17 protein-coding genes are annotated in these 19,706 nt (G+C 61.7%); 7 read left to right on the top strand and 10 right to left on the bottom strand.

Going from position 1 to position 19,706, the window contains the following annotated elements:
* The first annotated feature begins 690 nt into the window (after positions 1-690).
* The gene (locus ACO07N_RS13035) at positions 691-1,563 is read left to right on the top strand and encodes a LysR substrate-binding domain-containing protein (protein ID WP_421981426.1); all 873 of its coding nucleotides are present in this window, start codon (positions 691-693) and stop codon (positions 1,561-1,563) included.
* On the opposite strand, the gene ACO07N_RS13030 is transcribed toward ACO07N_RS13035, so the two are convergent.
* A complete protein-coding gene (locus ACO07N_RS13030) occupies positions 1,564-2,094 on the bottom strand; it encodes a TetR/AcrR family transcriptional regulator (protein WP_421981425.1) in 531 nt (176 codons plus the stop codon).
* Positions 2,095-2,160: 66 nt separating this feature from the next.
* Between ACO07N_RS13030 and ACO07N_RS13025 the strand changes: the two genes are divergently transcribed.
* Positions 2,161-3,207, top strand: a complete 1,047-nt coding sequence (locus tag ACO07N_RS13025) for an alcohol dehydrogenase family protein (RefSeq protein WP_421981424.1) — start codon at positions 2,161-2,163, stop codon at positions 3,205-3,207.
* Between the two features lie 29 nt (positions 3,208-3,236).
* On the opposite strand, the gene ACO07N_RS13020 is transcribed toward ACO07N_RS13025, so the two are convergent.
* Positions 3,237-4,142, bottom strand: coding sequence for a DMT family transporter (locus ACO07N_RS13020; protein WP_421981423.1), 906 nt, complete (start codon positions 4,140-4,142; stop codon positions 3,237-3,239).
* Positions 4,143-5,450: 1,308 nt separating this feature from the next.
* On the opposite strand from ACO07N_RS13020, the gene dapD reads away from it, so the two are divergent.
* On the top strand, positions 5,451-6,302 hold the full coding sequence (gene dapD / locus ACO07N_RS13015; protein WP_421981422.1) for a 2,3,4,5-tetrahydropyridine-2,6-dicarboxylate N-succinyltransferase: 852 nt from the start codon (positions 5,451-5,453) through the stop codon (positions 6,300-6,302).
* Positions 6,303-6,353: 51 nt separating this feature from the next.
* Here the strand turns inward: dapD and ACO07N_RS13010 are convergent, their stop codons facing one another.
* Genes ACO07N_RS13010 through ACO07N_RS13000 form a run of 3 tightly spaced genes read right to left on the bottom strand, consistent with a single transcriptional unit; the run spans position 6,354 to position 8,597 of the window.
* A complete protein-coding gene (locus ACO07N_RS13010) occupies positions 6,354-6,938 on the bottom strand; it encodes a hypothetical protein (RefSeq protein WP_421984424.1) in 585 nt (194 codons plus the stop codon).
* Positions 6,939-6,943: 5 nt separating this feature from the next.
* Positions 6,944-8,125 carry a succinyl-diaminopimelate desuccinylase gene (gene dapE, locus ACO07N_RS13005; protein WP_421981421.1) on the bottom strand — a complete coding sequence of 394 codons (1,182 nt, stop codon included), beginning with the start codon at positions 8,123-8,125 and terminating at the stop codon, positions 6,944-6,946.
* A gap of 46 nt (positions 8,126-8,171) precedes the next feature.
* Positions 8,172-8,597 carry a DUF805 domain-containing protein gene (locus ACO07N_RS13000; protein ID WP_421981420.1) on the bottom strand — a complete coding sequence of 142 codons (426 nt, stop codon included), beginning with the start codon at positions 8,595-8,597 and terminating at the stop codon, positions 8,172-8,174.
* A 313-nt stretch (positions 8,598-8,910) separates the two neighbouring features.
* Between ACO07N_RS13000 and ACO07N_RS12995 the strand changes: the two genes are divergently transcribed.
* From ACO07N_RS12995 to ACO07N_RS12985, 3 genes are all read left to right on the top strand, one after another.
* Positions 8,911-11,070, top strand: a complete 2,160-nt coding sequence (locus ACO07N_RS12995; RefSeq protein WP_421981419.1) for a mechanosensitive ion channel family protein — start codon at positions 8,911-8,913, stop codon at positions 11,068-11,070.
* Positions 11,071-11,382: 312 nt separating this feature from the next.
* A complete protein-coding gene (locus tag ACO07N_RS12990; protein ID WP_421984423.1) occupies positions 11,383-12,162 on the top strand; it encodes a DUF2189 domain-containing protein in 780 nt (259 codons plus the stop codon).
* 112 nt (positions 12,163-12,274) lie between these two features.
* Entirely contained in the window at positions 12,275-12,733 is a 459-nt protein-coding gene (locus ACO07N_RS12985) for a hypothetical protein (RefSeq protein WP_421981418.1), read from the top strand.
* A gap of 31 nt (positions 12,734-12,764) precedes the next feature.
* Here the strand turns inward: ACO07N_RS12985 and truA are convergent, their stop codons facing one another.
* From truA to def, 5 genes are all read right to left on the bottom strand, one after another.
* Entirely contained in the window at positions 12,765-13,586 is an 822-nt protein-coding gene (gene truA / locus ACO07N_RS12980) for a tRNA pseudouridine(38-40) synthase TruA (protein ID WP_421981417.1), read from the bottom strand.
* A gap of 15 nt (positions 13,587-13,601) precedes the next feature.
* Entirely contained in the window at positions 13,602-14,141 is a 540-nt protein-coding gene (locus ACO07N_RS12975) for a GNAT family N-acetyltransferase (protein ID WP_421981416.1), read from the bottom strand.
* A gap of 325 nt (positions 14,142-14,466) precedes the next feature.
* Entirely contained in the window at positions 14,467-15,405 is a 939-nt protein-coding gene (gene fmt / locus ACO07N_RS12970) for a methionyl-tRNA formyltransferase (RefSeq protein ID WP_421981415.1), read from the bottom strand.
* A gap of 1,617 nt (positions 15,406-17,022) precedes the next feature.
* On the bottom strand, positions 17,023-17,655 hold the full coding sequence (locus ACO07N_RS12965) for a MarC family protein (RefSeq protein ID WP_421981414.1): 633 nt from the start codon (positions 17,653-17,655) through the stop codon (positions 17,023-17,025).
* 21 nt (positions 17,656-17,676) lie between these two features.
* On the bottom strand, positions 17,677-18,195 hold the full coding sequence (gene def, locus ACO07N_RS12960) for a peptide deformylase (protein ID WP_421981413.1): 519 nt from the start codon (positions 18,193-18,195) through the stop codon (positions 17,677-17,679).
* Positions 18,196-18,320: 125 nt separating this feature from the next.
* Between def and ACO07N_RS12955 the strand changes: the two genes are divergently transcribed.
* Positions 18,321-19,511 (top strand): DNA recombination protein RmuC, encoded by a 1,191-nt coding sequence (locus tag ACO07N_RS12955; protein WP_421981412.1) that lies wholly within the window; start codon positions 18,321-18,323, stop codon positions 19,509-19,511.
* The last annotated feature ends 195 nt before the right edge of the window (positions 19,512-19,706 follow it).

The following is a 19,706-nucleotide window of genomic DNA, read 5'->3' as shown; positions in this document are numbered from 1 at the left end:
CATCGTACAAGCCGTCGGGCGTATGCCTCCCCGATCCCGGCTCGCGCTGCGCTTGGCCGGGATGACGACGGGAGGTAAAAGCGTGTCCTGAGCAGACGCAAAGCCCTGTCCAGAAGCAACCATGTTTTTGTTGCCAGCCCCCTCTCCCCCATGTCACCCCGGACGAGCGAAGCGAGATCCGGGGCCCACCCGTTTCCAGAGCCATGATCGTCGTGCGCGTGGTTCGGGCCTGACGCCGACACGCCTTCCATCGATCTACGGCACCGTGGATTGGATCCCGGATCAAGTCCGGGATGACAGCAGAATTCAGTTCCGCCCCCTCTCACCGATCGTCACCCCGGACGAACAGCGTGAGATCCGGGGCCGGGGAGCCCGGGTGTGCCGGGACGGGCATCGTACAAGCCGTCGGGCGTATGCCTCCCCGATCCCGGCTCGCGCTGCGCTTGGCCGGGATGACGACGGGAGGTAAAAGCGTGTCCTGAGGAAGCGCAAAGCCCCGTCCAGAAGCAACTTGTTTACGTTGCCAGCCCCCTACCCAACGAAGAAAACGCTGTCTCGAAGGATCGGCGGAGCAGTCCGGTCAAGATTACGGTCTGGTGTCCGGTCCACCACGCATGAACGCGGCGCTACCAAGTCCGGTGAAACTCGACTAGATTGAGGAAAACTCAATCAACCGGAACGCGTCCGTACATGGCTTCCCTCCGTGCCCTTCACGCCTTTTCCCTGCTGGCCCGTCACGGCCGCGCGTCGATTGCGGCGGAGAAGCTCGGCGTTTCTCCCTCCGCGCTGTCGCACCTCATGCGCAAGCTGGAGAGCGAACTGGGGGCAACGCTGGTCAATCGCGACGGACGGGGGCTGACCCTGACGGATGAGGGGCAGCGGCTTGCGCTCAGTCTCGGCGATGCCTTCGACCGGATCGAAGAAGCGGTCGACAGTTTCAAGCGGCGCGGACGCACGGAACTCAGGATCAGCACGGTCTCCACCTTCGCAACGCGCTGGCTGATCCCGCGGCTGCCGGACTTTCAGGCCGAGCAGCCCGATGTCGAACTGCTCCTGTCGACCTCAACGCGTATGGTGGATCTCGATCGCGAGAACTATGACTGCGCGATCCGGCTGGGGACCGGCAACTGGCCAAGCGTCAAAAGCCATCTCCTGTGGCGGGAACACCTCGCCGTTGCCATGGCACCCGGCCTCGTGAGCGGCAAGGACCCTTCTGATCCCGCCGTCCTGGAGAGCCTGCCTCTCCTGCACAGTTCCGCACGCAGGAGCGACTGGACCGAATGGCTTGAAACGGCCGGCATCGCGCATACCGACATCAACTCCGGGACAGTCCTGCAAAGCCGTGACCTTGCGATCCAGGCGGCGATTGCCGGCATGGGCGCCATCGTGATCGACCGCCGGTTCGTGTCCCAGGAACTGGACGCGGGACATCTGGTTTCGCCCGATTGGACGGTTCGGGAACTGGAAACCGGATACTGGTTCGTCAGGTCACCCGTGAGGACATTGACCCGGCCCGTTGCCGCGTTCCGGGACTGGCTGCAGACAGCGGCGGGACAGGCATAGTTACCCAAGCCCCCTGCCATTCATCAGAAGGTCACCCAGGTTCTTCGCGCATTTCGTGGCCTCGTCGCCGTGCAGCGGCCAGTCCTGCATCAGCCCTTCGACGATCAAGGTGATTTCGCCTTGCCGGTCCGCAAGGCCCGACAAATCGGCGACTGCCTGCGCCACCTCGTTCTTGTGTTTCGAAAGCAGGGTGCGGAGCCGCTCGTCCCTTGGTGCGGCGGCGACCGCGGCGTGAAACAGGCAGCCGTGAGCGGCCTCCGACGCCATCCAGCCGGCTATTCTGTCAAAGAGCGTATGCAGCGCCGGTTTTCCCGTTGCCGGCACGTTGGCGAAGACGAATTGCATGTAGCGCCGATGTCGGTGTTCCAGCGCGCACAACACCATTTCCTCCCGCGACGGCACGTATTTGTAGAGCGTCCTCAGGCTGACGCCCGCCGCCTCGCGCAGGCTGTCGATATTCGGCTCCGCAAATCCGTTTTCCGCAAAAGCTCGCTCGAGCCCGGCCGCGATCCTGGTTTTCGTGTCGGTCATGCTTGACGGGGTAGAATAAATCCTCTACCTGAGCAAGTAGAACAAACATTCTACCGGAGACATTCCATGTCCGTACCCGAAAAGATGCATGGTGTGGTCCTGATCGGACACGGCGGTCCCGACATGCTGCAGTGGCGGGAAGATCTCGACACGCCGCGCCCGGCGCCCGGAGACGTGCTTGTTCGCGTGCTTGCAGCCGGTGTCAACAACACGGACGTCAACACACGTATCGGCTGGTATTCAAAGGGAGACAATGACGCGGAAGACGCGGCCTGGACGGGTGTTGCGCTGAAACTGCCGCTGGTTCAGGGCGCGGATGTGTGCGGCACGATCGTTGCCGTCGGTGAGGGGGTCGACCCGGGACGGATCGGTGAACGTGTCCTGATCGAGCCCAGCCTGGTGGAAGCCGACGGCAAACCTCTCGCCTCACCCTGGTATTTCGGATCGGAATGCAACGGTGGCTTTGCCCAGTTCACCAAGGTGGCCTCGCGCCATGCCCACGCGGTCATGTGCGATCTGTCCGACGCCGCGCTGGCCTCGTTTCCCTGTTCCTATTCGACGGCCGAGAACATGCTCGAACGCACGGGCGTCAAGGCGGGCGACACGGTGTTCGTCACCGGCGCTTCCGGCGGTGTCGGCTCGGCAGCGATCCAGCTTGCCAGGGCCAGGGGCGCCAGGGTGATCGCGGTGACGAGTCCCTCGAAGTCCGAAGCGCTGCTGGCGCTTGGCGCTGACCGGACCCTCACCAGGGACGCGGACTATGCCGGTGAACTCGGGATCAGTTCCGTCGATGTGGTGATCGACCTTGTCGCCGGCGAGAAGTGGCCCTCCCTGCTCGAGATCCTGAAACCGCGCGGACGATACGCCGTGTCCGGCGCGATCGGCGGCCCCATGGTGGAACTCGACGTACGCACGCTTTACCTGAAGGATCTCAGCTTTTTCGGCTGCACGGTTCTTGAGCCCCAGGTCTTCGGCAACCTGGTCAAACGGATCGAGGCCGGGGAGATCAAGCCGCTTGTTGCGGAGACCTATCCCTTGCGCGACATCGCCATTGCGCAGGACGCATTCGGGAAGAAGGGCCACATCGGCAAGATCGTTCTGGAAGTCGCCTAGGCGGATCTCCGGGTCCGTCCGGAGCGGCGTCAGCCCGCCAGGATAATGCCGACGACGGCCGCGACGATCAAAAGACAACCGAAGATCTCCGAGCGTGTAATCACCTCCTTGAAGACCAGCCAGGACGCCAGGAAGGTGAAGACCAGTTCGATCTGGGCGAGGGCGCGGACATAGGCGACATTCTGCAAGGTCATGGCGGTGAACCAGCCGATGGAGCCGGCGACACCCGAGGCGCCGACCCAGACCGCGGCGCGCCAGGCTTTCAGGCTGGCGCGCAGTTCTTCCGGTTCGCGCATGCGCATCCAAATGGTCATCGCAAGGGTCTGGAACAGGGTCGCATAGACAAGGGCCGTCGCCGCCTGCATCGCGACGGTCGTCCCCTCCAGTGACAGGGACGCGGTGCGATAGGCAACCGCAGATGCGCCGAACAGGGCGGCCGAGGCCAGCCCGATCAGGGCGGGCCGGCCGAAAAGCGATGAGCGAACGGCCGATACGGTCAGCGGCACACGCGCAAGAGAAATGACGATGACCCCGGCGATACCGACCATGATGCAAAAGGCGGCGGCCCAGGTGACACGTTCGCCCAGAACCACAAGCCCGAAGAGCGCCGCCTGGATCGGCTCGGTTTTCGAATAGGCCGTGCCGACCGCAAAATTGCGGAAGGAGAACAGGTAGATCAGCAGGAAGGTGGCGCCGATCTGCGCCAGTCCCCCGAGCGCACCGGCAATGAAAAGCGTCGCGGTCGGTTCCGGCAGCGGACTGGCGAAGACAAAATGCAGAACCGCGGCATAGACCAGGGCGAAGGGCGCACCGTAGCCGAAACGGACGAAGGTCGCGCCGGTGTTGCCGAGCCTGCCCTTCAGATGCTTTTGCATTGCCGTCCGCAGGTTCTGACAAAAGGCGGCAAAAATCGTGATGGGAATCCAGAGTTCCACGTCCGTGCGCTCGCTTCAGTTGATGTCAGGTCACCTTATGCTGTCCGCTTTCATTGGAAACTAGCGCAAACGGCAAGGGTCACGTTATTTTTTCTCAACAGAAACCGAACGCGGAAGCGACAGGTTCCACAAGGAGACCGAGGACAACCGGCCTGCCTCGCGGCTCCCCAATCCCGGCACTGCGCTGCACTTTGCCGCGATGACAGCAGAATTCAGTTCACCTCCCTCTCACCGATCGTCACCCCGGACGAACAGCGTGAGATCCGGGGCCGGGGAGCCCGGGTGTGCCGGGACGGGCATCGTACAAGCCGCCGGGCGTGTGCCTCCCCGATCCCGGCTCGCGCTACGCTTGGCCGGGATGACGACGGAAGGTAAAAGCGTGTCCTGAGCAGACGCAAAGCCCTGTCCAGAAGCAACTTGTTTACGTTGCCAGCCCCCTCTCCCCAATGTCACCCCGGACGAGCGAAGCGAGATCCGGGGCCCACTCGTTTCCAGAGCCTTGATCGTCGTGCGCGTGGTTCGGGCCTGACGCCAACACGCCTTCTATCGATTTGCGGCACCGTGGATTGGATCCCGGTTCAAGTCCGGGATGACAGCAGATTTCAGTTCACCTCCCTCTCCTCGATCGGCACCCCGGACGAACAGCGTGAGATCCGGGGCCGGGGAGCCCGGGTGTGCCAGGAAGGGCATCGTACAAGCCGCCGGGCGTATGCCTCCCCGGTCCCGGCTCGCGCTGCGCTTGGCCGGGATGACGACAGAAGGCAGGATCAAGTGAGCGCGAGAAAGTCGCGTCTCAAGGGAGGACGACAACCTGTCTCGCTGGCCGGGCCATACCCACATTGCCGTCCCGGTTTGCCGCGCAGGCGGCAAGACCGGGAACCGGTAATCCGTGCGGGCCGCACAATGCCGAAGGCGCTCTGACAACGGGATACTGGATCCCTGCCTTCGCAGGAATGACAACGAAAGACCGTGCCACAGACGTTTCCGCCTCACATCGCCAAGACCTCATCCTGAGGAGGACCTTCAGGTCCGTCTCGAAGGATTGGCGGCAGGATCTGGACGCGCGGCGTATCCTTCGAGACGGCGCTGACGCACTTCATCAGGATGAGGCCATGAATCAGAGGGACGGCAATCAGGTGCAGGACGGTCGGGGCTCGCATTTCGTCCGTCGTTTGCCCGGGCGACGTGCATGCGCGGAGCCGCAATGTCGCCTTCGGAACACTTGGTATACCGGCAATGCTTGACAGGCCTCGGTCCGGCGGCTTAGGTCCGCGCACGCATTCATCAACGCCCGGAGATCTCATCCAGATGACCCACGACCTTGCCGCCCTGTCCCAGATTATCGACGCGGCATTCGAAGACCGCGCTTCCATCGATACCTCCACCACTGGTGACGTCCGCGATGCCGTCGAAGCGACACTGACCCTGCTCGACCACGGACAGTTGCGTGTTGCGGAAAAGAAGGACGGTGACTGGATCGTCAACCAGTGGGCCAAAAAGGCGGTTCTGCTGTCTTTCCGGCTCAACGCCATGGAAGTCATCAAGGGCGGTCCGGGCGAAGCCGTGTGGTGGGACAAGGTTCCGTCCAAGTTCGACAGCTGGAGCGGGCTGGAATTTGAACAGGCCGGTTTCCGCGCCGTGCCGAACTGCACCGTGCGCCGGTCCGCCTTCATCGGCAAGGGCGTCGTTCTGATGCCGTCCTTCGTGAACCTCGGCGCCTATGTCGACGAGGGGACCATGGTCGATACCTGGGCGACGGTCGGTTCCTGCGCGCAGATCGGCAAGAATGTTCACCTGTCCGGCGGTGTCGGCATCGGCGGTGTGCTGGAGCCCCTGCAGGCCGGTCCGGTGATCATCGAAGACAATTGCTTCATCGGCGCCCGCTCGGAGGTTGTCGAAGGCTGTATCGTGCGCGAGGGTTCCGTCCTCGGCATGGGCGTCTATATCGGCAAGTCGACGCGTATCGTGAACCGCATGACCGGCGAGATCAGCTACGGCGAAGTGCCGCCCTACTCCGTGGTCGTTGCCGGTTCGATGCCGACCGCCAGCCTGATGGGCAACGGCGAAGCGGCTCCCAACCTCTATTGCGCCGTCATCGTGAAAACGGTCGACGAACAGACCCGGTCGAAGACGGCCATCAACGAGCTGTTGCGCGACTGACCGTCGCCACGCCGCCAGGATCCCGAACCCCGCCCCACAAGGCGGGGTTTTTCATGCCCGCCAGAGAATGCCCACCACCTGTCCGATCACGAGCGACAGAAGGATATCGAGAACGACGACGCCGATCGCCAGACTGATCGAGGCCTGAAGCACGATCCTGGCAATCAGGAAGTGGTACCAGAGGATCACACCCAGACTTGTCAGCGACAGCAGGACTGCAATCCCGGGCGATATGATGCCGAGCAGGAACAGGATGTAGGTGATCATGTAGGGAACGGCGGTCAGCAGGCTTGTCCAGTTGCGGACCACAATGAACGGCACGTAGCGCTGGGAAATACCGATGGGGGCGGCGATCACCGCGAGGATGAGCGGCAAGGCAAGCCAGTTGACGCCATGCCCGAAAAACTGTGCCGTCCAGAAGGCGCTGTCGGGGAACCCCTCCGGATGGAACATGTTTTCTGCGATATAGAGCTGCTTTTCGAACATACCGCTCAGAAGAAAAAGCGGGATCAGCAGGAAAATGACCTGAAACGAGCGCCAGAAGCCCTGCAGCGACTGATCGAAATACGCCTGACCTTCTGGCCGGTTGCGCAACAACAGCCAGGACCCGTCGAGAGCCGCACGGATTTCGTTCATGCTGATCAAGGTCGAGCCGCTCCCGGTTCATTTGAAAAGTACCTGATGAGAAATCTTTTGTAGATTGCGGTCAGGCGGTCAAGATCCTCCAGGCTCACGCACTCATCAACCTTGTGCATGGTCTGACCGACCAGCCCGAACTCGACAACGGGGCAATAGTTCTTGATGAACCGGGCGTCCGAGGTGCCGCCGCCGGTGGACAATTCGGGCCTTCGCCCGGTTTCCGTCTCAACGGCTGCGCCCAGCGTCTCGATCAGCGCATCGTCCTTCGTCAGGAACGATTCGCTGGCGTCTCGCTTGAATTCCAGGCCGAGTTTCAGGTCGCCAAGTGGAACGGCGGCGAGCGTGTCCTGGATTTTCTCCTTGAGACTTTCAAGTGACCAAGCGTCGTTGTAGCGAATGTTGAACCGGGCCTCGGCATGCGCCGGGATGACATTGAAAGCCGGATTGCCGACGTCGACCGTGACGATTTCCAGATTGGAGGGCTGGAACCGCGCGTTGCCCGTGTCGAGTTCCAGGGCTTCGAGCGCCGCCAGAAGCCGGACGAGCCCGGGAATGGGATTGTTCGCGAGATGGGGATAGGCGGCATGCCCCTGCGTGCCGGACACGGTTATCGTGCCGGAAAGCGATCCCCTGCGGCCTACCTTGATGGCGTCTCCCAGGCTTTCCGGGTTGGTCGGTTCCCCGACGATGCAGGCATCGAAGCTGTGGCCCTGCTGTTCGGCCCACTCGAGCAGCTTCACCGTGCCGTTCACGGCAGGCCCTTCCTCGTCGCCCGTGATGAGAAAGGAAATCGCACCGCCGAAATCCGGACCGGCCTCGCCCAGAAACTCCAGGGCAGCGGCCGCGAAGGCGGCAACTGCACCTTTCATGTCGACCGCGCCACGGCCATAAAGGACACCGTCGGAAATGTCGGCGCTGAACGGGCCGTGGGTCCAGTCGTTCTCGGCCCCTGCCGGCACGACATCCGTATGTCCTGCAAAGACGAAATGCGGACGTCCGGATCCGATCGTCGCAAACAGGTTTTCGACGTCGGGCGTGTCCTCGTCCGTAAAGACGACCCTGGAGACCGAAAACCCGGCTTCCTCCAGGAGTTCCTCAAGCCGGGCCAGCGCGCCTCCTTCCGCAGGTGTCACGGACGGGCAGCGAATGAGGTCCTGGGCGATGGAGACGGCATTTGACGGCATGACGGGCGGGATCTCACGACAGAATTATGATGGAAATTGGATGAAGTCAGCTCTTGCGCCAATAGCTGTTGGGCAGCGGGCCGTTCTTGTTCGCCTGCATCTGGCTGGGAATGAAGCCGAGAACCAAAACAACGATGAGATTGATACCCGGCAGGAAAATGAGCAGAGCCCAGAACCCGCTCTGACCAATGTCCTGAAACCGCTTGATCACGATGGCGAGTTCGAACCATTGAAGCACGAAAAACAGAAGCGGGAACAACGGATTTGAACCGGCAAAGGCGCTTGGTGTCACGTCTTCCGGGTTCGGAATACCCGGGATGGACAAAAACCAGATGCGAATTGCGATGCCGATGATGACCCAGACAAGCGCAAAACAGAGCCAGTAAGGCTCCCTGCCGATTCGGCCGAAGGGACTCATGAGGGCCCATACCGGACCTGGTGCGATATTCGCGCTCTGAGGGGGTGTGTTCATTCAATCCGGCTCGCGTAAATTAGTCTTGGACACGGAGGTAGACGCATAAGCGCCCGGGATCAAGCACCGTCGTCCCGCCGAACCTCCGTAAAAGTAGGTAGGTGCAGCCACGAGAATGAGAAAAGTGTCCACATGCGGGAATTTACGCGGCGGAATTTTTATGGATTATGCACGGCAAGCAAGTCTAGTTTAGGGTGATTCAAAAGCAACGCCGTCGGGGGGCCCCATCATGACCGGTGCTATACAAAAATTCATATCCGCGTGCACTTTTACGCTCTTATTCTGCATAACCGTTTTGACCGCGTCAACAGGTATGGCTCAGGACGCATCGTCCGAGCTACCGCCGCCGCTTCAGCCCGAGGCAATGCAAAAACTGGTGTCGGACCTTGATCCGGAACAGGTCGAAGCGCTCACGGACCTGATGACGCTACTGCAGCAAAGCGCCGCAGCGGGCGAAGCTGCGGACGCTGTACCCGAAGGCCCCGGGCTTCTCGCGCAACTGCAAACGGCTGCAGGAAATTTCGGCGGCATGGTGGTCGGGCATTTCCAGAACCTTCCCGACCTGTTCACCAGTCTGTTTTCGGCCATTGGAGCGCTGTTTTCCGGATCGATCGCGGGTCCGATACACTTTCTGATCGGCGCCATCGCCATCATTCTTGCCGCCGGCTTTGCCGCCGAGTTCCTGGTCAACCGCCTGGTGGCCAGCCGGCGTGACACCATCCAGAGCAAGTCCCCGGACAGCCTCTTTGAAACCGTTAAAATGGTTTCGACCCGGGCAGGGTTCGATCTTGGCGGTCTGATCGTCTTCGCGATTGTTGCGCTTGTTGTTGCCCGGGTTGCGGTGTTTGATCCCGCGACCCGCTCCTATGCGCTCCAGGCGGTTTTCTGGATCGTGTTCATGCCGAGGCTGGTGGCGGCCCTGCTGCGCTTCGCGCTTGCCCCCAACAGGAGCGAACTGCGCCTTGTCACCGCTGACGATCCGACCGCAAAGTCGCTCTACCACAGTTTCACCACCCTGTTTGCCATCGTCGGCATCGCCTTTTTCCTGCGCAACCTGATGGTCGGCGCCGGAACGGATGCGGGCGGCACCTTCCGTTTCTTCGTCGGATTCGGTGTCAATGCCTGGATCATTGCGGTGATCTGGAAAGCCCGCCACGGACTGACAAGCATCATCCTGGGAGACGAGGCCGATCCGACATCGGGTCTGGAGCGGATGGCGCGCTTCTGGCCCTATTTCTCCATGGCCTTCATTGCCTTCAACTGGCTGCTGGTGCAGTTCACCGCGAGCATGGGTATTGATGCGCTGACCGCGGGCCGGTCGCTCGCCGTGATCGCGCTCGTCGTCTTTGCACCGTTTCTCGACACGATGGTGCGCGGCATCGTTTCCCATATCGTGCCGCCCATGCAGGGAGAAGGCCCGGTTGCCGAAGCGGCCCACATGCAGACCCGGCACAGCTACGTCCGGATCGCCCGCGTCGCGCTCCTGGCGTTCCTCGTTCTGGTTGTTGGCCGCATTTACGGTCTGAACCTTCTCGCGCTTGGCGGCGACGACGGATCTGCCGTTGCCCGCAACAGCGTCATCTTTCTCCTGATCCTTGCAGCAGGTTACCTTGCCTGGGAAATCACCAACCTCTGGGTCGCCCATCAGTTGGCAAAGGATTCGCCGCCTGCGGAGTCCCAGGACGATGACGCGGAAATGGGCGGTGCCGGCAAGTCGCGCCTTGCGACCATCCTGCCGCTGATGCGGGTGGTTCTTCAGATCACCATTATCACCCTCACCGCGCTTCTCGCGCTCAGCCAGCTCGGCATCAACATTACGCCGCTCCTCGCCGGTGCGGGCGTGATCGGCCTGGCCATCGGCTTCGGGGCGCAGACGCTGGTGCAGGACGTGGTTTCAGGCGTGTTCTTCCTGATGGACGATGCCTTCCGGCTCGGCGAATTCATCGATACGGGCGGCACCCAGGGCACCATCGAGAAGATCTCGATCCGCTCGCTCCAGCTGCGCGGAACGAAAGGTGCGGTCCATATCGTTCCCTATGGCCAGATCCCGAAGCTGACCAACCTGTCGCGCGACTGGGTGATCATGAAGCTGAAATTCACGGTTCCGTTCGATACGGATGTCGAAAAGGTGCGCAAGCTCTTCAAGAAGATCGGCCAGGAAATCATGGAGATGGAAGAGTTCAAGGACGACCTGCTGGCCCCCTTCAAGGGACAGGGCGTCGCAGACGTGGACGATGTCGGCATCGTCGTGCGCGGCAAGTTCACCACCAAACCCGGCAAACAGTTCGGCGTACGCAAGGAAATCTACAAGCGCGTGCAAAGGGCGTTTGAAGAAAACGATATCCAGTTCGCACGCAAGGAGGTCCGGGTTCAGCTTCCGGAAAACACCAATCTCGACGACAAGCAGAAGGAGGCGCTCGCGTCCGCCGCTGCTGCCGCCTCGGCCGCGGAAACGGGCAAGCCACCTGCATAACCGCGACGGTTTCCGATCCGGGTGCTCTCGGCTGCCGGGCTGCGGCAGACCGGGGCCCGGCCCGGATATGCAGACAAATGACGTTTCCCGATCCCTTCAGAGGGCCGGGAAACGTAAGCCTTTCTCCTCATTGAGCGATGCCGCCTTCCATGCCTAAAATCGGCTGTCTGTAGGAGGGCAGTCTTCTTTTAATCGGCTTTGGGAGGAAGCTGGCACATGAACGAGAATACGACGACCCCGGGCGAGCACGGGACAGACGCCGCGCCAGCCGCCGGGGCATCGGGAACCGCCGCGAAAGATAAGCTCCGGCCGATGCCGCTCGTCAACAAGATCACCGCCGACGATGTGATTGATGCGCTGGCCAGCGGACTTGCCGATTTCCGCAAGGCGCCGGTCTACGGCCTCGCGATCGGCGCCCTCTTTGCCGCCGGCGGCCTGTTCGTCATCCTGAGCGCCGCCGCCCTGAAGATGAGCTACCTGTCCTACCCAGCCGCCGCCGGTTTTGTTCTGATCGGCCCGTTTGCCGCAGTCGGCCTCTATGAAGTCAGCCGGCGTCTGTCGACAGGCGAGGAGCTCTCCTGGTCCGCCATCCTGGGAACCATGTGGGCGCAGAAGAGCCGCGAGCTGTCCTGGATGGCCTTTGTCGTGCTTTTCATCCAGATCATGTGGATGTACCAGGTCAGGCTGCTGCTGGCCCTGTTCCTCGGGTTCAAGTCCTTCGCGACGTTCGACGAGTTTCTGACGGAGATCATCACCACGCCGGAAGGCCTGATGTTCCTCGCGGTCGGACACGTCGTCGGTGCCATCCTGTCGCTGATTCTGTTCTCCCTGACCGTGATTTCCTTTCCGCTGCTGCTGGAGGAAGACCGGGATTTCATCACCGCGATGATCACCAGCGTGCGTGCCGTCGTCACGTCCCCGATCCCGATGATCGGCTGGGCGCTTGTCGTGACGGCGCTGCTGATCGTGTCGATGGTGCCGGCGTTTCTCGGCCTGGTCGTGGTCCTGCCCGTTCTCGGACACACGACCTGGCATCTCTACAAGAAATGTGTCGTGATACCCGAAGAGAGCTCACAAGGCGCGGTAAATTAACGAATGTTTGCGGTGATCCCGGAATAGTCTTACGTTCAGTAAACGCTGCCTTAGCCTGAGTGTGGCACAACATGACGGTTATGCGGGATCACCAGCTTTGCAAGGACGGCGCATGAGCGAAGCAGCAAAATCAGCAACACCCTGGTCTGGCCTGGCCGGCATGGCACTCGGCGCCCTGGCGCTTGTCCTGGCGCTTTTTCTGCACAGCGCCGGACCGCTCGATCCCCAACCGACGATCGGCCAATCAATCGGCGAGATCGCGGCGGATATCCGCACATCCGCGCTGAAAGGCCTCAAGGGCGAGGAACTGCCGGAGCCGCAGGCCCAGTCCTGGAGCCTCGACCGGACGCTCGCAGTCGTTGCCTATGTCCTTGCCGGACTTGCGGTGGTCCTGGGTATCGTCGGTCTCGTTCTGAGAGAAAACCGGCGCGTGGCCGTTGCCGCCCTCGGCTTCGGCGGCATTGCAATCGGGTTTCAGCTGTTCGTCTGGACGGTCATGATCATCGCAGGCGTGATGATCATCGGGTACATCCTGACCCATCTCGGCGACATCTTCGGCGGATTTGGCTAGGGACAACAGTCTTTCGCTCAGGGTACGCACCCTAGTCCGCCTCGATGTCCTCTGCCTCCAACGTGGCCTTTTTGTGCTGCCACTCGCGCAAAAGTTCAATGTCGGTTTCGGCAGGACGGTAGTCGACACGCGTCAGATAAAGCCCATCGGCGGGCGCAACCGGGCCGCAGGCCTTGCGGTCACGGGCCTGAAGCGCCTCGGTGATGGCGCCCGGACCCCATTTGCCTTCGCCGACAAGCCGGAGCGAACCGACCATCGACCGGACCTGATTGTGCAGAAAGGACCGGGAGGAACATTCCGCGATGACGAACTCGCCATCCCGGAAGACCCGAAAGTTCTCGAGCGTTTTTTCCGGGCTCTTTGCCTGGCAGCGTGCGTGCCGGAACGTCGTGAAATCGTGGTGGCCGACAAATTCCTGCGCGGCTTCGTTCATCGCGTCCGCATCGAGATCCGGCTTAACGTGCCAGGCCAGACCGAGCTGATGGGTCAGAGGCGGTACGCGGTTGTGGATCCGGTACCGGTAGGACCGGCGGATGGCCGAAAAGCGGGCATCAAAGCCCTCATGCATTTCGGTGCAGTCCAGGATCACGACCGGATCCGGCTGGCAGTGAAAATTCATCGCTCCCATGATCGTTCTGACCGGCCAGGGTTTTGAAAGATCCGCATGGCAGACCTGTCCGGTCGCATGGACACCCGTATCCGTTCGCCCGGCCCCGCCGATCGTGACCTCTTCGCCAGAAAACGCCTTTATGGCGCGCTCGATCACGGCCTGAACGGATGGTCCGTTGGCCTGCCGCTGCCATCCGCAAAACGGGCGGCCGTCATATTCCACGGTCAGCTTGTATCGCGGCATTCCGGAAAGCTCTGTCTATTCGAATTCTTGGAACGGAGTGGCAAAGGCCACTTCGATGGGGAGATCTCGGGAGCCCGCGTCGGTCAGAGCCAGCGCCATGAAGGCGTCGCCCGCGTAGGGTCCCTGAACCTTGCGCGCCAGCACCGGATCGAAGCCGAAGCGCGGATAGTAGGACGGCGGACCGAGCACCAGAACAAGATCCTCCCCTATCTCCTTCAGCCGGTTCAGCGACGCGGTGATCAGGGCGGAACCGACGCCCTGCCGCTGGTCTCCCGGCCAGACCGAAACCGGTGCTAGGCAGGCAACCTGGAGCCCCTGCCCCGGACCGATCGCTGCCGGTGTGACACGGCTATAGGCGACATGGCCAACCGTCTTGCCGTCTGCATTCACCGCGACCTGCTCAAGGACCAGGGCTCCGCAGTGACGCAGTTTCTCGACAAGCCGTGCTTCCATGTCGGACGGAAAGGCAGCTGCCACGAGGTCGCGGACGGTGGCTTCATCCCTTGCCTCCACATCTCGGATCGTCAGGCCGCCGGCAGTGGTGTCATCGCTCATGCGTGTCTCCTGTCGCCTGCATCTTAGCGTATGGACTCATGAATGAGGCCGAAAGGGTTTGAGGCGGCGTGCTTGACCGGGGAGGAAGCCCGCTCCACACAATCTTCCTAACGGGATTTCGCCATTTTGCATGCCATTTCAGTCGCATTTATGAGTCCGTACCCTAGTGCGGCGAATTTGAAGTTCGCATCATTTCTGCAGCAGTCTCCGAAGCGAACTTCAAATTCGTAAACCGCACTAGAAACATAGACTTGCTAGTCACCTTCTTGAATCTGAAGTTCGTTCGAAGCCGCTGAAAAATGAGTCGAACTTCAGATTCAGGTGACTAGTCCAGGCGTGCCCCTTCAGAAAGAGATGCGCCGCGCAGGAAGTCGGCCCCGCTCATCGGCTTCTTGCCCGCTCTTTGCACCTGCTCCAGGCGGACGGCACCGGAACCGCAGGAGATCACCGGGACCTCAGCCATGCCGATGACGGTGCCCGGCGCTCCGGAACCACCGGCAACGGAACTTCTGAGGACTTTCACACGTTCCGGCTTGCCGCCAAGCGGCATTTCACACCAGGCACCGGGAAAGGGCGACAGACCGCGAATGTGATTGTGCACCTCTTCGGCCGTCTTCGACCAGTCGATCCTGGTTTCCTGTTTCGAAAGCTTCGCCGCGTAGGTGACGCCCTCCTCCGCCTGGGGCTGCTCGCCGAGCGCGCCGCGTGACAGGGCTGCCAGGGCACGGACCATGAGGTCACCCCCGAGGCCCGAGAGCTGGTCATGCAACTCCCCGGCGGTCATGTTGGCGCCGATCGCAACGGTTTCCGACATGCAGACCGGACCGGTGTCGAGGCCTTCTTCCATGTGCATGACCTGCACGGCGGTTTCCGTGTCGCCGGCCATGACGGCCCGGTTGATGGGGGCCGCGCCACGCCAGCGCGGCAGCATCGAGGCGTGCAGGTTGAGGCAGCCGTATTGTGGAGCGTCGAGCACCGCTTTCGGCAGCAGAAGGCCATAGGCGACGACGACGGCAACATCCGCGTCCAGCGAGGCGAACTTCTCCTGCTCTTCAGCGTCCTTCAGGCTCTTCGGTGTAAAGACCGGGATCGCGAAGGATTCGGCGGCCTCGTGGACCGGCGACTTCTTCAGGTCCATGCCCCTGCCGGCCGGCCGTGGCGGCTGCGAATAGCAGGCAATGACGTCGTGTCCCTGTCCGACGATTTCCATGAGGGTCGGCACCGAGAATTCAGGGGTACCCATAAAGACGACGCGAAGAGACATGTGGCTCCTTTGAGCTTCACCGTTAATCCCGAGTTTCGCGCCCCTTATTGCGCCTTAAGCCGTTGCGGGCAAGTGCGCAGGTGGCCACAGACGAAAACGACCTTCCTTCCTGGTGCAATCGCTTCCGCAATTGAGGTGTTGCGCTCTTTGGAGTCATCCCGGCCAAGCGTAGCGCGAGCCGGGACCGGGGAGCCACTGTACTCGCCGCCGGTTCTCGTCTGTCCCGGCACGGTTCGGGCTCTCCGGCCCCGGGTCTCACGCTGTTCGCCCGGGGTGACGAACGGGCGTTGAAACGCTCTCCTTCCAGAGGGTCATCCCCGACTTGATCGGGGATCCAATCCACGTGTGCCGGAGATGCGCCGCAAGAGGCGGATTTCGGCGGGCTCCCCTTCCCGTCAAACAACAAGCGTTCTGGAAGCGAGTGGGTCCCCGATCAAGTCGGGGATGACAGCTGTAGTGAACTGAAAGTCACCCCCGCCAAAACGCATCTGTCCCCCGGCCAAGCGCAGCAACGCTGCGCACCGGTTCTGAATGACCCTTTCCCACAGCGCCGTCCCGGACCTGATCCGGGACCTCCCGTGTTCAACCCGAACAGGCCCCGGTTCGAGACCGGGGCGGCGCCTGCCTTGCTGCCCATCCTTCGAGACAGCGCGCTGCGCTTCCTCAGGACGGATTATGTCCTCTCAAGGGTCATCCCGGCCAAGCGTAGCGCGAGCCGGGACCGGGGAGCCACTGTACTCGCCGCCGGTTCTCGTCTGTCCCGGCACGGTTCGGGCTCTCCGGCCCCGGGTCTCACCTTGTTCGCCCGGGGTGACGAACGGGCGTTGAAACGCTCTCCTTCCAGAGGGTCATCCCCACAAAACCTCCTCTGTCGTTCCGGTCAAGCGCAGCAAATCCGCGCACCGGTTCGCAATGACGTTTGTCTTCACCGCCGTCCCGGACCTGATCCGGGGCCTCCCGTGTTCAACCCGAACAGGCCCCGGTTCGAGACCGGGGCGGCGCCTGCCTTGCTGCCCATCCTTCGAGACAGCGCGCTGCGCTTCCTCAGGACGGATTATGTCCTCTCAAGGGTCATCCCGGCCAAGCGTAGCGCGAGCCGGGACCGGGGAGCCACTGTACTCGCCGCCGGTTCTCGTCTGTCCCGGCACGGTTCGGGCTCTCCGGCCCCGGGTCTCACGCTGTTCGCCCGGGGTGACGAACGGGCGTTGAAACGCTCTCCTTCCAGAGGGTCATCCCCGACTTGATCGGGGACCCAATCCACGTGTGCCGGAGATGCGCCGCAAGAGGCGGATTTCGGCGGGCTCACCTTCCCGTCAAAAAACGAGCGTTCTGGAAGCGAGTGGGTCCCCGATCAAGTCGGGGATGACGGCTGTAGTGAACTGAAAGTCGGCCCCGCCAAACGCATCTGTCCCCCGGCCAAGCGCAGCAACGCTGCGCACCGGTTCTGAATGACCCTTTCCCACAGCGCCATCCCGGACCTGATCCGGGACCGCCGTGTTCCACCCGAACAGGCCCCGGTTCGAGACCGGGGCGGCGCTCAGCTGCAGCAAATCCTTCCAGATAGCGCGCTGCGCTTCCTCAGGATAAGGTTCAAGAACGGAATGTAGTGGAACCTGCCTAAGCCAGACCGGGCCACAGCACCTTTAGACTGTCCGTCATCATTTCCATGGCAATGGCGGCGAGGATCATGCCCATGAGTCGGCTCATGACGCTGTTTGCGGTTTCGCCGAGAAACCGCTGCAGAAACGGGGCGGAGAAAAAGGTTGCGATCAGGACGGCGATCGACGCGGCAACGGCGGCGACATAGGCGATTTCCTGACTGAAATCATGCACCTGACCGCGAAAGATGATCATGGTCGAGATCGACCCGGGGCCAAGAAGAATGGGCACGGTCAACGGGTAGATCGCCGGATTGTCCTGCGCCTTCATGTTCGCCTTTTCCTTGTCGGACCCGTGATGCACCGGGGTGCTCTGGCCGCGAATGAGGTCAAGTGCGATCAGGAGGATCAGGAAGCCGCCGGCAAGGCGGAAGGCATCGAGGCTGATGCCGAAGACCTTGAGGATGATATCGCCGGTCAGGCCGATCACCAGTGCGCCCGCGGACAGGCTGATCAGCAGCGTGAAGGCGACCTCGCGTTCGAACGCAGGTCCGCGGTCCGAGGTCAGGGCGAGAAACACCGGCAGATTGGCGATCGGGCTCATGATCGCAAAGAGCGCGGCAAAGGTTTTCAGGAACAGTTCCTGATCCATACGTCCGCTCTCCTTCCGCTGTCAGATCTTGCCGGCGAGTTTTGCCTGCTTGGTGAATTTCTTGACGACCCGGTCGCGCTTCAGCTTCGACAGGTAATCAATGAACAGTTTCCCGTTGAGATGGTCAAGCTCGTGCTGGATGCAGGTCGCCAGCAATCCGTCGGCCCTGATTTCCTTCTGCGCACCGTCCCGGTCGAGAAACTGCACGGTTACCTCGGCCGGACGTTCGACATCCTCGAAATATTCCGGGATCGACAGGCAGCCTTCCTGATAGACCGACATGTCTTCGCTCGACCAAACGATCTCCGGATTGATGAAAACCATCGGTTCCTTGGGCGCGTCTTCCTTTGCGACATCCAGCACGAACATGCGCTTCAAAATGCCGATCTGGCTCGCCGCGAGACCGATACCGGGGGCGTCGTACATGGTCTCCAGCATATCGTCGGAGAGCGCGCGGATGTCATCGTCGACCGTCGAGATCGGCGCACAGACCTCGCGCAGGACCGGGTCCGGGATTGTTATGATCGGGCGTTTTGTCATGCGCCTGACATAGGCAATCGCGCGGCGAGGGTCAACGCGGAAATCAAGGGCTTCAGGCGTGTTTTCAACGTTTCCGGATTCGGTTGCGGATGTGCCTTGCGGCCGAATCGTTCTATGTTTGTTTCATGAACGAGATTCTGTTTGAGTTGAGTGGCCGTCCGGTGACGGCGCTTGAGGCTGCCATTGCGGGCGGCCTGTTCCTGCTTGCGTTGATTGTCTGGCTGGTTTTGAAGACCATGCGCCAGATCCGCGAACGCGCGGACGCGGACAGTGCCGCCACGGAGCGTATCCACGAACTGGAAAGCCATCTGTCGCAGCTTCTGAAATCCCAGGGCGAAATGACGGGCCGCATGCAGACGATGGCGGAAGTCTTCGGCACGCGCCAGTCTGACATGATGCGCGCCGTCAATGAACGTCTCGACGGCATGGGGCACAAGCTCGGCCTGTCCATGTCCGACACGACAAAGAAAACCCAGGACGGCCTGAGGCAGTTGCACGAGCGTCTCGCGGTGATCGACCGGGCGCAGCGGACCATCACCGACCTGTCCGGACAGGTCGGCCAGCTGCAGGCGATCCTGTCGAACAAGCAGACGCGGGGTGCCTTCGGGCAGGGCCGGATGGAAGCGATCATCCAGGACCAGATGGCGCCCAGCACCTACTCGTTCCAGGCGACCCTTTCCAACAACAGCCGCCCGGATTGCCTCATTCACATGCCGAACGGCGCACCGTCCCTGGCAATCGATGCGAAGTTTCCCCTCGAGGCCTTCAACCTCCTGCGCAACGCGGAAACGGAGGAACAGCTGAAATACGCCCAGTCCCAGTTCCGCCGGGACTTTGCCAAACACATTCAGGACATCAGCGAGAAATATCTTCTGCCGGGCGAAACACAGGACACGGCGTTTCTGTTTGTCCCCTCAGAAAGCGTATTCGCAGAGCTGAACGAGGGCTTCGAAGACCTGATCCAGAAGGCGCACCGGTCCCGGGTTGTGATCGTGTCACCGTCGCTGCTGATGCTGTCGATCCAGGTGATCCAGTCGGTCCTGCGGGATGCCAAGATGCGCGAACAGGCGCATCTCATCCAGGCGGAAGTCGGTCACCTGATCACGGATGTCGGACGTCTCAACGACCGGGTCGGCAAGCTGCAGTCCCATTTCGCGCAGGCGAACAAGGATATCGACCAGATCCTCATCTCGACAGACAAGATCACCAAGCGGAGCCGCAAGATCGAGGACCTGGAGCTCGGAGAAGCGGAAGTGCAACGCGAAGAGGTGGCCGAACCCCGTGAGCCGCAGCTGTCGCTGGCTCCGAAAGCCTAGGTGATGGACCCAAAAATGAGGCGGAAATGGTTTGAGGCGGCTTGCTTCTCCTCAAGGAGCGGAAGCGCAGGAAATGTGGTTCATTTTCAAGCCTTTCGCGACGCGGAGGAGGCGCAATCCGGTCAAATCCGAAGGACATGGAAATGGCTTCACCCCGTGGCGTCAGCGTGCTTGACCGGGCAGGAAGCCCGCTCC

The sequence above is a fragment of the Roseibium sp. genome (assembly GCF_965229775.1).
Taxonomy (GTDB): domain Bacteria; phylum Pseudomonadota; class Alphaproteobacteria; order Rhizobiales; family Stappiaceae; genus Roseibium.
This window is presented reverse-complemented; position numbering and strand designations above follow the sequence as displayed.